General features: G+C 50.0%; 9 protein-coding genes. All 9 read left to right on the plus strand.

Annotated elements, in window-relative coordinates; genetic code table 11:
* Positions 1-381: 381 nt before the first annotated feature.
* The 9 genes from H5715_RS00605 (at position 382) to H5715_RS00645 (ending at position 15,848) form a co-directional block, all read left to right on the plus strand.
* Positions 382-906, plus strand: a complete 525-nt coding sequence (locus H5715_RS00605) for a lytic transglycosylase domain-containing protein (protein ID WP_075186067.1) — start codon at positions 382-384, stop codon at positions 904-906.
* 96 nt (positions 907-1,002) lie between these two features.
* Positions 1,003-2,397, plus strand: a complete 1,395-nt coding sequence (locus H5715_RS00610) for an imelysin family protein (RefSeq protein WP_075186066.1) — start codon at positions 1,003-1,005, stop codon at positions 2,395-2,397.
* A 104-nt stretch (positions 2,398-2,501) separates the two neighbouring features.
* Positions 2,502-4,142 (plus strand): di-heme oxidoreductase family protein, encoded by a 1,641-nt coding sequence (locus H5715_RS00615; RefSeq protein WP_075186065.1) that lies wholly within the window; start codon positions 2,502-2,504, stop codon positions 4,140-4,142.
* A gap of 66 nt (positions 4,143-4,208) precedes the next feature.
* Positions 4,209-5,405 carry a di-heme oxidoredictase family protein gene (locus tag H5715_RS00620; RefSeq protein WP_075186114.1) on the plus strand — a complete coding sequence of 399 codons (1,197 nt, stop codon included), beginning with the start codon at positions 4,209-4,211 and terminating at the stop codon, positions 5,403-5,405.
* A 32-nt stretch (positions 5,406-5,437) separates the two neighbouring features.
* The gene (locus H5715_RS00625) at positions 5,438-6,568 is read left to right on the plus strand and encodes an imelysin family protein (RefSeq protein WP_075186064.1); all 1,131 of its coding nucleotides are present in this window, start codon (positions 5,438-5,440) and stop codon (positions 6,566-6,568) included.
* 2 nt (positions 6,569-6,570) lie between these two features.
* On the plus strand, positions 6,571-7,662 hold the full coding sequence (locus H5715_RS00630; protein WP_075186063.1) for a DUF1513 domain-containing protein: 1,092 nt from the start codon (positions 6,571-6,573) through the stop codon (positions 7,660-7,662).
* A gap of 118 nt (positions 7,663-7,780) precedes the next feature.
* Positions 7,781-9,961 carry a TonB-dependent receptor family protein gene (locus H5715_RS00635; protein ID WP_075186062.1) on the plus strand — a complete coding sequence of 727 codons (2,181 nt, stop codon included), beginning with the start codon at positions 7,781-7,783 and terminating at the stop codon, positions 9,959-9,961.
* 278 nt (positions 9,962-10,239) lie between these two features.
* Positions 10,240-12,699, plus strand: a complete 2,460-nt coding sequence (locus H5715_RS00640) for a glucuronyl esterase domain-containing protein (RefSeq protein WP_185906578.1) — start codon at positions 10,240-10,242, stop codon at positions 12,697-12,699.
* 461 nt (positions 12,700-13,160) lie between these two features.
* The gene (locus H5715_RS00645; protein WP_075186061.1) at positions 13,161-15,848 is read left to right on the plus strand and encodes a bifunctional acetate--CoA ligase family protein/GNAT family N-acetyltransferase; all 2,688 of its coding nucleotides are present in this window, start codon (positions 13,161-13,163) and stop codon (positions 15,846-15,848) included.
* The last annotated feature ends 1 nt before the right edge of the window (position 15,849 follow it).

A 15,849-nucleotide genomic window follows, 5' to 3' on the forward strand; every position in this document is an offset into this window, starting at 1 on the left:
GTAGTATGGTGTTCAGAGCCTGATAAGGGCTCTGGGCACACTTTCCTATCTCCTACCTTTCTGAAGTGGGTTGCTTACCGATCCCGCGGAATATCGATGGCTTGGTATGGGCGACATGTGCTGCAGAAGTCATTTTTATCGGGCTTTTCGTGGTGAATAAGGCGGTATATTGAAAAACCTTCCGCCGCGAACCTATTTCGTGCTCGACTTCCCCGTGTAAACAGCTATCTTTTATAGAGGCCCCAGTTTTGTTGGCGTGGCCTTAAACATAAATCTTCCCTTCTTTGCTCCAGGATAGGTATGGCGTCTGGCGCGCTAGTCTTCTTGTTGCTACTACTGTAAAGTCGCACGCCCGATGCTTGTTGAGTTAGAGACGTTTCGATGAAGTTTGTTGTTCAGCCCTTGTTATGTGCCGTGGTTTTTCTGGCTACTACCGGCGTAACAGCATTCTCCTACGCCGAAAAACAACGGGTCCACCCTCCTGTTCGCGCACATTTCTATAATAAACATCGAGAGGCATTTCGCCCCTTTGTTATCAGTATTTCCAAGCGTTTTAATGTGTCGCCAGCGCTTACGGAAGCCGTGATTCATACGGAGAGCTACTACGACCCAGAAGCCGTTTCCCGCGTTGGAGCTATGGGGCTAATGCAGCTTATGCGGCCCACTGCACGCTACTACGGTGTTTACAACCGCCGTGACCCGATCAAAAACATCGAGGCGGGTGTTCAGTATTTGCGGGACTTAATGGTCATGTTTGATAACGATCTCGAGCTGGTGCTGGCCGCCTACAACGCCGGCGAAACCGCCGTCAAACGCTACGGTAATCGCGTTCCCCCCTACGCCGAAACACAAGACTATGTGCGCAAAGTACGTCGCAAGATGAACCAGCTAAAGGGCACCATCTAAAAATCTCTTCCGGAACAAATCCACAATTGCAAAGCTAAATGATAATCTATACTATTTAGATCTAAAGCAAAGATTAGCTATATTTAGGAGTGGCATATGGATTTTCGTAACTGGTTGGCGGTGTCTGCCGTAACTTTCACTTTGGTTGCCTGTGGTGGTGACGATGGTAAAGATGGTGTTGATGGCCAAAATGGTGCTAATGGCGCCGATGGTAATAACGGCGTCCCTTCTCTGGTAACCGTCGGTGATGTGGTGCGTACCAACGCGAATATTGCCTACGCCAGTTACAGTGATTCTCTGGTTTCCGCTGTTCAGCTACAGTCAAAACTCGAAGCCTTGGTGGCAACGCCTAGTGAACAGACGCTGTCTGCAGCCAAAGCCGCTTGGGTTTCGGCGCGTGAACCCTACGGCCAAACCGAAGTTTACCGCTTTCGCGAAGGCCCTATCGATGCGTTGAAGGACGATGGCACGATGGGTAGTGATGGTGATGGGCCTGAAGGTCGCATCAACGCCTGGCCACTGGGTGAAGCCATTATCGATTATGTCGCCAATCAGGTAGACGGTGATTCCCGCCCTGAGAATGTTTCCTCTACTGACGCGATTAGCGGCAACATTATTGCCGATAGCGAAGGTTTTCCCATTATCAATAAAGCTGCTCTTGTCGCTAATTTCGAATTGGGTGGCGATGAGCGCAATGTGACTACCGGTTATCACGCGGTTGAATTCTTGCTTTGGGGACAGGATCTTAATCAGGATGGCGCAGGTTCAGGTGAACGTGATGCCTCTGCGGGTCAGCGTCCTTATACCGACTATATCGACAACGCCAGTTGTACCAGTGGTGATGCGAACTCTGCGGCAAGTATTTGTGAGCGTCGTGGTGATTACCTGTTGGCAGCCGGTGAGTTGCTGATCGATGATTTACAGCGGTTGGTCGATGCATGGAACCCAAGTGTTAGCGATAACCACTATGCCGAAGTCGTGGCGGGCGGCAGTGCCAGCTTGGCAGCGATTTTGGAAAGTATGGGACGTTTAGGTTTTGGTGAGCTGGCCGGTGAGCGAATGAATATTGCGCTGCTGCAGGATTCTCAGGAAGACGAGCACTCCTGTTTTAGTGATAACACCCATCGGGATATTTACTTGAACGCTAAGGGTGTCTACAACAGTTTCCACGGTGAATATACGCAAGTGAATGGCGATGTTGTGAGCGGTGCGGGGATTGATGATTACCTGGTTTCAATTGGTGAGCTAACACTGGCCAATAATCTGCGAGCGGCATTGGAAGATACCATGATAAAGGTGTCTGTTATCAGCCAGATCGCCGAAGCAGGATTACCTTTTGACAATCAAATTCAGACAGCCTCTGCTCGCAGCGCGGTTGACGCGGCGATTAAAGCGCTTGCCGGCCCACAGACTGAAGCGATTGAAAATGTTGTGCAAGTACTGAGTTTGAGTACCGATGACCTGCGTCAGGATACAGAAGAAGATATTTAATCTTAGCCAATAGCGCGTTTGATAGCTCGGTGCAGAAATGCCCCGGGCTTTTTGCGTTCAATAAGTCTGGGCAGAGTTGTAATTTTCTATAGTAGAGAATGTAAATGAAAAACCCCCGTAGATTAGTTGTACTTGCCGCTGTTTTGCTCCTTGTTGCCTGTGGTGGTGGCGGAGGATCGACAGCACAGCCTACTGTAGAGCCGACCGCCGCTCCGACACCAACGTTGCCGCCCGCGTATTTACAATACGAGTATAAGTCTGGCGGCGAAGCCAGTGTTGCTCGTAGTGATGAGGACGCATTCAGCCAAAGCCCGGACGCTATCACCAATGACCTTAATGATGACGCGGTGTTTAAGCAGGGGAATTTTCTGTTCCGTAATGCTCACAAGGGCGAAGGTCCACTGTTGAATAATCATACCTGCCAGGGCTGCCATATCAAGGATGGTCGTGGGAATCCCCCTTTGAGCGAGGATGAAGCATTCACCTCCATGCTGGTGCGCTTAAGCCTTGGCAACGATGGCGATAATAATCCGATTCCCGATCCCATTTACGGTACCCAGTTACAGACCTTCGGTGCCGGTTTGTCGGGCGAACTGGTAGAAGCCAGCTACCGGGGAGCGCTTGATGAAATAACCACTACCGGTGAGGCTTACGCGTTTATTCGCTACGACAATATTGACGGCCAATACGCCGATGGCAGCACTTACCAGCTGCAAAAACCGATCTACTATTTGAAGAAACCTGCGTACGGGGATTTTTCCGAGGGCCTTTTAACCTCCCCGCGCGTTGCGTCGCCGATGATTGGTTTGGGTTTGCTGGAAGCCATTCCTGAAACTGAGCTACTGGCGTTGGCCGACCCCAATGACAGTAACAACGACGGTATTTCAGGTCGCGCAAGAATGATCACCAATAACACGACAGGTGTAGCTCAGGTGGGCCGTTTCGGCTGGAAAGCATCTACCGGCAGCGTGTTACAGCAATCCGCCGGGGCCTATCTGGGTGATATTGGTTTGACCAATAAATTTAATGCCAGCGAAAACTGCACAAGTCTGCAGGTAGCCTGCAACGCTCGCGCAGATACCGAAGAGCTGCGCGGGGCCGACGTAGATATTCGCGATATCGAACTGGCCTTTGTTGAGTTTTATTCACGCCTGCTAGCCGTTCCCGAAAGACGGGGTTATGACTCGGCAAGCGAAACCTGGGATGAAGGTATTGCGGCCGGCAGGGATCTTTTTGATCAAAGCGGCTGTGGTGGCTGCCATGTTCGTCATCATCAAACCGGCGCAGCCGTTGCCAGTATTTTTGGAACGGTAGAAACGTTATCTACATTGGTGGAGTCCGACGAAACCATTAGCGTATTAAGCGATCAGCATATTTGGCCACATACGGATTTATTACTGCACGATATGGGCGGCAGTTGTCAGGCAAGCGTGCGCGAAACGCTCGAAGGTGAAAGTTGTACTGAAGGTGAGAGCTGTCTGTGGGTGAAACGCTGCGAAGGCTTGGCCGATGGTCGCCCCGATGGCGAAGCCAGTGGCAGTGAGTGGCGAACGTCTGCGCTCTGGGGGCTGGGTTTAGTTAAAACCGTAAACCCCAAAGCCGGCTTTTTGCATGATGGTCGCGCACGCACGATTGAGGAAGCCATTTTGTGGCACGACGGCGAAGCCGCAAATGCGCAGCAGACTTTTGTACAAATGCCCGCAACCGACCGGGAAAATTTGCTGGCCTATTTACATTCGCTGTAAATGAAAGCTTTTTACGTACTGCTTTTATTTTTCGCTAGCAATCTATGTTTAGCCTCGCCCCAATGGGTGAAGCCGACAAATACGTTAACCGTATCGGAGGGCTTGGCTTTTTGGGCGGGGTTCTCACTGTTTCGCGATCCCTGGGTAGCGGCCCCGGCCTCGACTCTCGGTCGCGATGGCTTGGGCCCGTTATTCAATGCACGCTCGTGTGATGCTTGTCATCACAATGGTGCCCAGGGTGATCTACCCGAATACGGCCTAGGTGCTGTTGTACGCTTGGGAGAGATCAGCGAATCGGGTGAGGGATCGAATAACATTTACGGGGAGCAGCTGCAAACGCTATCTATCGATTCGCTCACTGGCGGTAACGAAATTCCCGCTGAAGCGAAATGGGCCATACGCTGGCAGCCTGTAACTTTAACCATTAGCGAGCGGGCCTTTGAGCTAAAAAAACCATTGTTGGCTTTCAGCGATTTTGCCTATGGACATGTGGATACATCAGTAGCGCAATCGCTGCGGCTCGCACCACCATTATTTGGTCTTGGTGATATCGACACGCTGAGCGATGCCGAAATTTTAAGCGGCGAAGACCCGCAGGATAGCAATGCCGATGGTATTTCCGGCAGAGCCAACCGAGTACTGGACCGGCAAACGGGGAAAATGACGCTTGGTCGCTTCGGCTACAAAGCCGAACAGCCGAACCTGAGGCAGCAAATTGCAGGGGCCTTTTTTCAGGATATTGGCATTAGTTCATGGCTATACCCGCAGCAGAATTGTTCGCCGGTACAGACAGCATGTCTAACAGCGGTAACGGGAAATTCTTCTGCGGAGAAAACTGAAATTAGCCGTGAAAAACTGGAATTAGTTACGGCTTTTTCCCGCGAGCTAAAAGCGGCGAACGGCACAGAAAAAAATGCCCGAGGCGAAGCACTATTTTCGGCGCTGGGTTGTAGCGGCTGCCACCAAACGTTTAAGCGTGCTGCGATCTACAGCGATCTCTTGCTGCACGATATGGGACCTGGTCTGGCGGATAATCGGCCGGTCTATAAGGCCAGTGGTGACGAATGGCGAACCACGCCCCTGCGCGGATTAAATCGAAAACTTATGCAGCAGCCGGTACAACTGTTGCACGACGGTAGAGCGGCAACGCTGACCGAGGCGCTGCTATGGCATGGCGGTGAAGCCGCTAAGGTACGAAAAAACTTTGTAGAATTAACATCAGCACAGCAGGCGGAATTAATCGAATTTCTTCGAGCACTTTAAGGACGCTGCAAATTTAGTATGAGGAGTGTTACGTGAAATTAGTATCGATAAAAACAGCCTTGAAATGGCTTTCTTTAAGCTTGCCATTCATTATTACTGCCTGCGGGGGAGGTGGCGGCGGTGCGTCCGGTGGCTCTAGTTCCAGTGCTAGCAGCAGTTCAAACTCAAGCTCTTCTGCTGCCAGCCAATACTCGATGGCAGACTTTAGTGGTGATCTCGGGCGTGCAATTACGGTGGAATATCAACAGCTGAATACCGATGTTGCGGCACTCGAAAGTGCAGCAAGTACTTTTTGTGCTGATACGGCCAGTACTGTAGCTTTCGAGCAATTACAAACTGGCTGGGTTGTTGCGCAGCGTCAATGGCAGAGAGTGCAGGGTATTAATTTTGGCCCGGCAAATGATGATAATCGCCGCTACTTGATCGCCTTCTATCCTATTGATGACGCCAGCTTGAGTAGTCGCGTTGAAGCCCTTATTTCGGGCACCCAGAATATTGCGGAAACTATCCCCGCGAGCGCCGCGGAGCTGCAGGGCTTCCCTGCACTAGAATATTTACTGTTTCGGGAAAATGCACTGACATTAATACGTGTTCCGGCCGAAACCGCCCGCCACTGTGAATTTATCTCGGTGGTTGCAGGCAACTTGGACTCGCTGATTGAGCCGATAGCGAATGAATGGGCCGGCAGTTACGGTGCAGCATTTTCTGCCTCTGATAATAGCCAGGCTTCGCTGGAAAACTGGTTTGGAGGGATTGCCGAGCTTTTACAAATTGTTGAGGACAGTAAGCTGCGGCAGGTGGCAACGGGCAATACCGATAATATTGAATCTGCGTTGGCTCAGGTGTCTCGCGATAATATTGCACAAAATCTTGATAGCCTCTTTTCCATCACGACGATGGGAATCGATAGCGGTTTGGATTACCTCCTTATCGAATCTGATCTTGCCTCGCTGAATACCGAATTTGCGATGCGGCTGGCTCAGTTTGTTACTGCGGAATCTGCCAGTGATTTATCTTTGCTGGCATTAAGCGAAACCAGCGCTGGCGTAACGGAAATGGAAATCCTTGCCGATACTGTCCACCAGGTACTGGAGTTTTTTGCCAGCGATATAGCTGATGCCTTGGGAATTTATATTGGTTTTAATGGTGCAGACGGAGACTAATCGTGAATCGTCGTAGTTTTCTCGGCTGGGGACTTGCCACCGGCGCGCTGGTAACGCTAGGGGGCGTGGGCGGTTATTTTTATCGTCGCCCGCAAGTCGCCATGCTCAGTGCTGCATCCTCTGGTGGAAATCATTATGGTGTTTTGCTTGACGCATTGGGCAATATTATCCAGCAGGCTCCCTTACCCTCCCGCGCACATGCTGCAACATTTAATACTCGAACCCAGCAGGCGCTTTTTTTCTGTCGTCGACCGGGTGCCCAATTATTTATTGTGGAGCCAGAGAGGGGCTTAACCTCGACGGTAAATAGCGGGGTGGGGCGGCATTTTTATGGCCACGGAATTCTGACAGCGGATCAACGGTATTTGTTGGCAACTGAAAATGATTACGAGTCGGGCGAGGGCGTTATTTCCATTCGCGATGCCGAGCGGGGCTACCAATTGATCGAAGAAATTCCCAGCTTTGGAATTGGTCCGCACGAGTTGGCGTTTGTCGATGCGGCGACCGATACTTTGATTGTCGCCAATGGTGGTTTACGCACCCATCCACAGCATTCCCGTGTTCCCATAAATCTGGACACGATGCAGCCTAACGTCACCTTTATTGATTGGCAGAAGGGGAGCGCTCTGTCCCAGTGGCAACCACCGATGCACCAATTAAGTCTGCGACATTTAACCGTGCACGAAGGTACCGCCATTATTGGAGCCCAGTACCAGGGCGCGAAAATGGATTCTGTACCGTTGGTTTTCTCTGCCGGTGAAAATAGCCCGCTGGTAAGCTATAGGGCGAACGGAAAATTTAGCGCCGAACACAACCAATATACAGCAAGTGTTTGTGCTGTAAATTCAGATAGCGTGTTAATTTCGTGCCCAAAAGCTAATCGTGTAACGCATTGGTATCAGCAGCAGCTGATCGAAAGCGTGGCTGTGCGAGATGTTGCCGGCGTGGCCAAGCATAAAGTCTCTAATGCGATTTACTATAGCAGCGGAGACGGATCTATTGGTCGCGTTGAGATGGCTGATCGGACATTGAACTTTAGCCCCTTGTTTACGCATAAGGGATTACGTTGGGATAACCACCTTGTTACGGTTTAGCGGTTTGTTAGCCTGAGTTGGTTAATTCTCTACGATGTTAATGAAACAGTATTTGACGATTGCTGGCGCTAACGGTAGCAGAGTCACAAAATTAAGGAACAAAAAACGGTTCACTCCTATGTTGAAAAAAATGCTTTTCCCCCTTGTTGTAACCGCCTTCACTACCAGCGCTTTCGCCGCTGATGATATAGCCTCCGACCCCCGAGGTTTAATCGAAGAGATGATGGTAACCGGTGGCGCTGATGCCATTTATTCCTTAAGCGGCTCGGCAACTTTTATTGACGAAGAGCAGATCGCTAAATTTGAAATAACCGATATCAATGCTTTGTTAAGGGATGTTCCCGGTGTTTACATTCGCCAGGAGGATGGTTTTGGCTTGCGTCCTAATATTGGTTTGCGAGGAACGTCCAGCGAGCGCAGTTCCAAAATCACCATGATGGAAGACGGTATTTTAATTGGCCCCGCACCTTATTCTGCACCTGCAGCTTACTATGTTCCTAATATTTCTAGAATGTCTGCAGTTGAAGTCTTTAAAGGCCCGGCGGCGATTGAGTATGGTCCCCATACGGTGGGTGGTGCCGTAAACTTTGTGACTCGCGCGGTACCAGAAAGCGAAGGCGGCGAGCTGAACGCCGCACTGGGCAGCTTTGGTTTTGAAAAATATCGGGCGTTTTACGGTAATAGCTTCGAACAGTGGGGTTTTACTATTGATGCGCTACATTTCGGTTCTGATGGGTTTAAAGAGCTGGATACTGGTGGTGATACGGGGTTTGATCGAAATGATCTCAATGCAAAACTGCGTTGGCATTCGGGTGCTTCTGCGAGAGTGTATCAGGAGCTGGAGATTAAGCTGGGCTATGCGGATGAAAGCTCCAATGAAACCTATTTGGGGTTAACGGAAAGTGATTTTCTGGAAAACCCTTTGCGTCGTTACGCCGCGAGTCGGCTGGATAAATTCACCTCTGAACATACCCAGCTACAGCTGTTACACAGCGCTGAATTTAGCGATAGCCTGAAAATTATTTCTCGCGCTTACTACCACAGTTATGAACGCGCCTGGAATAAATTCGATGGCTTTATTAACGGTGTGGAGTTGCGTACGGTTTTGGCTAGCCCGGATATTTTTGCTTCGCAAATGCAAATACTGCAAGGCGAAGCAGACAGTAATCGCAACAGCAATCAGCGACTGGACCTTACCAACAATGATCGCAGTTACGAGGTTAATGGCGTGCAGGTGGAAGCCAAATATGAGCTGCTGACCGGAGCGCTACAACATACACTTAACGCGGGTATACGTCTTCATAACGATTGGGTAGAACGTCACCACAGCCAGCGCGGTTATTTTATGACGGCGGGTGAACTGGTCTTCGATGATGATGAAACGCGATTGCCGAAAGCGCTGAACCGCGGCGAAGCGAGCGCGCTTGCCCTGTTTGTTCGTGACGAAATGGCGTGGGGTAATTGGTTGTTGAATGCAGGGTTGCGGCACGAAACGATTGAATCAGACTTTGTCGAGGAGGCTGGAGCTGGCGCGAATTTTAGTCACACGCAAGAGGTGTTAATGCCGGGTGCTGGTGCGTTTTACCACTTTAATGATTCCTTTGGCTTTTTGTTTGGTGTAAACAAAGGTTTTTCTGCTAAAGCGGCATCCGCCGCACCGGAAGTCGAGCCGGAAGAGAGTGTTAACTACGAATACGGTCTGCGTTACCGCAATAAGGAAACGCGCATAGAAGCCATCGGTTTTTATAGCGATTACAAAAACCTACTGGGTCGCTGTCGTATATCCGACCCCTGCTCTGGTGAGGAATTTAATGGCGGCGAAGTCGATGTTTTTGGATTGGAGTTTAATGCGTCAACATATCTTCAGTTGAGCCCAAGCCTTTCTATGCCGATTAGTGCAGTTTATACCTTTACGGACGCTACATTTGCGACGGGATTTGAATCGGGCTTTGATATTTGGGGGGATGTGGAAAAAGGAGATCAGTTACCTTATTTGCCAGAGCATCAGGGCCGCATTCAATTCGGTTTAAATTCGGGAAGAATCAACAGTAGCGTGGCCATTAATTATATTGGTGAAATGCGCGAAATAGCGGGCAGTGGGGATTATGAAGAGGCTGCGCACACCGAGGCTCTTACGACTTTTGATATATCCGTTAGCTATCAATTATTAAATGATCTTACTTTGCGATTGGTCGGAGAAAATATTACCGATCAGTTGGAAGTCGTTTCACGCCGCCCCTACGGAGCGCGTCCCAATGCGCCACGTATAATTAAGGCGAGTGTTAACTGGCTTTTTTAATTACAAAATGTAAGTTGGGGTAAGCTAGGCGCACCCCAACGCATTTGTATCGAACGAACCTAGCGCCGAATGTCCCAGTTTGTACGCTTTTTCTAATCCTTCCTTCCAAGTAAAAACGCTTTTCCGCTATACTCCGGCAGTACATATAGTGAACATGACTATATATGTACTGAAGTATCCCACAAGTTGTATCCGAAATCTTATACGACTCCTTTCACCGAGCAGTGGCAGGTGGCTTCGTCGTAAATCCAATAAAAAAATAAAACGGAGTTTTCGATATGAAAATTGAACAATATGCACGTGCGAGACGTTGCCGATGGTTTAGCCGGTTATTCGCAGTTATCAGTTGTAGTTGTATCTATACCAGCATGGCCCAGGTGGCCGTAAATGAAATTGAAGTTCGTATGCTCGGTGTTACCGGCGATGAACAAGTGAGTTTAGACGTTGGTGGTAGTACCGTTCAGAGCTGGACACCAACAACCTCAATGGCCAGTTACAGCGCCAGTACCAGTGCTTCGGGTGAAGTGCGAATTGTCTTTAGTAACGATAGCGGTGATCGCGACGTCCGGGTCGATTATATCGTTATTAATGGTGAGACCCTGCAGGCTGAAGATCAGCAGGATAATACCGGCGCCTGGGATAATTCCTGTGGCGGTGGGGAGTACAGTGAATGGTTGCACTGTGATGGTTCCATTGGCTTTGGGTATCTGGATGCGCCTGTTAGCAGTTCATCCAGTAGCTCCAGTAGTAGTTCCAGCTCCAGTGTCTCAAGTTCATCCAGCAGCGTAAGCAGTTCCAGCTCTGTTGCTGGAACCTGCGAAGAAATGTGTCAGTGGTATCAGGATGAGCCTCGTCCGCTTTGTCTGAATCAGGATAGCGGTTGGGGGTGGGAAAGCTCCGAGAGCTGTATTGGTCGGACCACCTGTGAGAGCCAGAGTGGTAGCGGTGGAGTGGTACAGGTGTGTACCGGTAGCAGCAGCTCTTCAAGCTCTAGTTCGAGTAGTTCTTCAAGCTCTAGCTCGAGTAGCTCTTCGTCCAGTTCAAGCAGTTCTTCTAGTTCGAGCTCCAGCAGTTCCAGTGTCAGCGGAAACCTGTTGAGTAATGGCGGTGCAGAAAACGGTTTGAGCCCATGGGATGGTCACTACACAACAGTAGAACTTAGTCAGACCCGTGTTCACTCTGGCTCGTACAGCGTTCTGGCGGCGAACCGAACGGCCAACTATCACGGCGCACTTTACCCATTACCTGCCTTGAGTGTTGGTCAAAATTATACGTTTTCAATCTGGATTCGCCTGGCCGATGGCGAGGGTTCGAATACCGTTAAGATGACCGTTCGCAACGTAACTGGCTCGGGTACCGACTATTACAACCTGCCTTCTGCAAATGTAAATGATAGCGGTTGGGTGGAGTTGACCGGTAGTTACACGCATGAAAACAGTGGTGATGTTGATGTGTATATTGAGTCTGACGATGCCAGCCTGGCGTTTTATGTAGATGACTTGGTTCTGACGACTGAGGGCGGTGTTAGTCCAACGCCAACGCCAACCCCGACACCTGATCCCAATGGTAATCCGCTAGAACCCAGTGGCATTGAAAACTCTGGGGCCGGTTGTTACGTGCCCAATCTCGGTAGCTATTCATCGCTGCCGGTAATTAGTGAATTGCCAGATCCGTTCCAATTAATAGATGGCTCGGAAATGAGTTCTGTTTATGACTGGCCTTGTCGACGTGCGGAAATGAGCGCTCAGTTACAGAAATGGGTTTACGGCGAAAAACCTGCTCCGACAGCAACGGTTACGGGTTCTGCCAGCAGTAATAGTATTACCGTCAATGTCTCTGATAATGGTAATTCTATTTCCTTTAATGCCAGTATCAGTATGCCGACCAGTGGCTCTGCTCCCTATCCGGCTATGATCGGTATTGGTGGCTCCAACCTGGATAATACCGCGTTGCGCAACAAGGGCGTTGCAGTCATTACCTTCCCCAATAATGAGATTGGTGAGCAGACGAATTCCAGTTCGCGTGGTCGCGGTAAGTTCTTCGATATTTACGGCAGTAACCACAGCGCCAGTGCCACCGTGGCCTGGGCCTGGGGAGTAAGCCGCTTGATCGATGCGTTGGAAAACAGCTCTGGGCACAATATTGACCCAAGCCGTTTAGGTGTTACCGGATGTTCACGCAACGGTAAAGGCGCCATTGTTGTCGGTGCACTGGACGAGCGTATTATGCTGACTATTCCGCAGGAAAGTGGCTCCGGTGGTGTCGCTGCATGGCGTGTTTCCGATGCGCAGAAAGCGGCTGGGCAGAATGTTCAAACCGCCAGCCAGATCGTAGGTGAAAATGTTTGGCTGCGAAATGATTTCTCGCAGTTCAGTAATAGTGTCACCAGACTGCCGGTCGATAACCATCAGTTGTTAGGGCTGGTCGCCCCGCGCGGCTTGCTGGTTATTGAAAATACCGATCAGGAGTGGTTGGGTAATGTCAGCACCTACACGTCGTCGTTAGCGGCGCGGGAAATCTGGAAGGCGCTGGGCATTGGTGATCGTATGGGCGTTTCACAGATCGGTGGTCACAACCACTGTTCTTTTCCCTCCTCACAACAGCCCGAAGTGGACGCATTTGTTGAGAAGTTCCTGCTGGGCAATAACTCAGCAAATACCAGTAATGTGGAAAGAACCGATGGTAGCTTCTCGGTAGATCGTTCCCGCTGGATGCCCTGGAATACCCCCTCGCTGTAATCGTACCCTCCTAAAAACCGGCTGCTAGCGGCAGCCGGTTTTCTCCCCCATTTTTTTATTTTACAGTAGGTGTGATTGTTGTTCCTGTCATTGCCCACTATTTACTGAACATCTTCATTGTTGGTTCTGAACGTCTGCCCGATAAGACATTTTTGGCGCCGTATTGTAGGTAACGACAATCTCCTCATTTTACTTGTTGATCACACCTGATTTGTCCGTATGTGGCTGGGGTAACAATAGTCTGGAGTTCAAAAGACCGAGTATGCGATAGATATTACGGTTCCCCCTTATTGAAATGTCATCGAAACGAGCTATAAACGGTATAGAGATTTTGTTGTTGTGAAATAGATAGCAGTCATATCAACGACAAGCGTAAAGCGGTGTATTACGCTGGCTGAATATGGATCAATGCGCAAATAGATTCTTCGATGAACTAGGCTGTTACTGGAAACAAGATTGTTATGTCAGGCGCTACAGAGCACTATCTTTCCCCTTTGTTTGAACCCGAATCGGTCGCAGTTTTTGGCGCCAGTCAACGTTCTAATTCCGTTGCCACGATTGTGCTGAATAATATTGTAGAGGCAGGTTTTAAGGGCTCCCTCTACGCGATTAATCCCAAGCACAAGCGAGTGGGCTATTTGCCCTGTTATGCCTCCTTGGCACACGTGGATGCGCCGGTAGAGCTGGCAATTATCGCCACCCCTGCGGCAACGGTACCGGCCATCTTTCGGCAGTGCGGTGAGCATGGCGTGAAAGCGGCGGTGGTTTTATCCGGTGGTTTTGGCGAGGCGGGCGAAGCGGGACAGCGGCTGGAGCGGGAATTACTCGATATCGCCAAACACTATGGTATTCGCTTTATCGGACCCAATTGCCTGGGGGTTATTCACCCGCCAAACGGATTCAATGCCACTTTCGCCGGTGGTAATGTGAATAGCGGCAATATCGCGCTTATTTCTCAATCGGGGGCCTTGTGTACAGCCATTTTGGACTGGGCCGAAAGTAAGGACATTGGTTTTTCTACTGTCGTTTCTACCGGTATTTCAGCCGATATTGATTTTGGTGAAATTCTAGATTTTTTGGTAGCCGATGCTAAAACCCGCAGTATTCTTATGTATGTAGAAGGCATCCGCGATGCGCGCTCCTTTATGAGCGGCCTTAGAGCGGCGGCGCGGGTGAAGCCGGTTATTGTGGTAAAGGCGGGGCGCCATAAGTCCGGCATTAAAGCCGCCTTGTCACACAACAGCGTCAATGTGGTGGCCGACGATGTGTTTGATGCGGCGCTGAGCCGAGCCGGGGTCGTGCGCGGTATGCACATTGGCGATTTGTTTTCTGCGGCAACCGTGCTCACAGAGGGTATTCGTCTTAAGGGCGTAAACCTAGCCATTATTACTAATGGTGGTGGGCCGGCCGCAATGGCGTGCGATAAAGCCAGCGACCTGAATATTCCCCTAGCGAAGTTACAGCAAGACACATTGGAGCAGCTTGATCGCTCTCTCCCGCCAATGTGGTCGAGAGCTAATCCGGTCGATGTACTGGGGAATGCCGATGCGCAGCTATACCAGAAAGCACTATCTGTCGTCCTGGCGGACGATAATGTCCATGGTGTTATGGTACTGCTAACACCCCAGGCGACAACGGATCCCGTTGCTGTGGCAGAAAAGTTGGTGGAATGTAGTCGGACCAGCAAAAAGCCGATTATCGCCTGTTGGATGGGGGCTCGTAGAGTTCGAGAGGGGCGTAATTTACTGACGAATGCGGGTATTCCCAATTACCGCCTGCCTGAGCTAGCGATTCAGGGCTTCGCTTACTTAACGAGTTTTTATCGCAACCAAAAATTATTGCTGCAAACCCCGGGACCACTGTCGCAGGACCACAAACCGGATATTGCGAAGGCACGATCCATCATTAAATCGGCCTTGGACAACCATTGCTATATCTTAAATGAAATTGAATCCAAAGCCATTCTCTCTGCTTTCCACATTCCTGTTGCTCCAACAATGGTCGTTGATAGCTCAGATCAAGCGGTTGCCGAAGCCGATAAGCTGGGTTACCCGGTAGCGATGAAAACGCTCTATAGTGATGTGAGTGATAACGCGGGTATTGGTGGTGTACACCTTAATCTCAGCAATGAAAACGTGGTGCGCACAACGTTTGAGGCATTGAGCCAATGGCTTGATGGGATAGAACCGACGCCTCAGAACAAGGGCATTGTTGTTGAACCCATGGTGAGTTCCTATACCGGACGAAAACTGCGTATGGGAATTACCGCGGATGATGGCTTTGGGCCCATCATCAGTTTCGGCAGTGGGGGTGCCTCTGCCAAAGTTGTTTCCGATAGCGCTGTATCCTTGCCACCGCTCAATCGCCTGCTGGCGAAAGATATGATTTCGCGTACTCGGGTTTCGAAACTATTGGCGGCCTTTCGCGATACTCCAGATGTAGATAGTGTAGACATAGAAAATTGCTTACTTCGGATCTCCGAAATCGCGTGTGAATTACCGGAAATTGTCGAGTTGGACATTAATCCCATTATTGCAGATGCCAACACCGTGATGGCGGTTGGTGCGCACATTGTTATCCGACCTTACGATTCAGACATAAGTTATTCGCACACCGCTATCCACCCCTACCCCAGTCATTTGGATATCTTTGTCACAATCGCGGGTGATGTGAAATGTAATATTCGGCCTATTCGTCCGGAAGACGCAAAAATTGAGCTCGACTTTGTCGAAGGTTTATCCGATAGCAGTAAGCATTTTCGCTTTATGAATACCTTCCGTAAATTTCCACCGGAAATGCTCGCCAAGCTTACGCAGATAGATTACGACCGGGAGATGGCGTTTATTGCAGTCATTACTCAGGATGGCCAGGAAGAGGAAATTGGTGTTGCCCGTTATGCGATCAGTGTCGATAGGGAGAGTTGCGAATTTGCCATCACGGTTGCCGATGTGTGGCAGGGGAAGGGGGTTGCCCATGAATTAATGTCGGCACTTATTCAATACGCCGCTCAGCGCGGTCTAAAGCGTATGACGGGTGAAATTCTCGCTGACAATACTCGTATGCAGCAGCTTGCGCGACGGTTTGGTTTTAGTGTGCATCGATCAAAGGAAGATTCCAGTATTATGAATGTCGCAAAAGAGCTTCCCTAGA

Source organism: Teredinibacter haidensis, from assembly GCF_014211975.1.
GTDB classification, from domain to species: Bacteria; Pseudomonadota; Gammaproteobacteria; order Pseudomonadales; family Cellvibrionaceae; genus Teredinibacter; species Teredinibacter haidensis.

Bases quoted from the DNA above. Each gene is read 5' to 3' on its own strand.
- H5715_RS00605 (WP_075186067.1), top strand. From the start codon at position 382: ATGAAGTTTGTTGTTCAGCCCTTGTTATGTGCCGTGGTTTTTCTGGCT.
- H5715_RS00610 (WP_075186066.1), top strand. From the start codon at position 1,003: ATGGATTTTCGTAACTGGTTGGCGGTGTCTGCCGTAACTTTCACTTTG.
- H5715_RS00615 (WP_075186065.1), top strand. From the start codon at position 2,502: ATGAAAAACCCCCGTAGATTAGTTGTACTTGCCGCTGTTTTGCTCCTT.
- H5715_RS00635 (WP_075186062.1), top strand. From the start codon at position 7,781: ATGTTGAAAAAAATGCTTTTCCCCCTTGTTGTAACCGCCTTCACTACC.
- H5715_RS00640 (WP_185906578.1), top strand. From the start codon at position 10,240: ATGAAAATTGAACAATATGCACGTGCGAGACGTTGCCGATGGTTTAGC.
- H5715_RS00645 (WP_075186061.1), top strand. From the start codon at position 13,161: ATGTCAGGCGCTACAGAGCACTATCTTTCCCCTTTGTTTGAACCCGAA.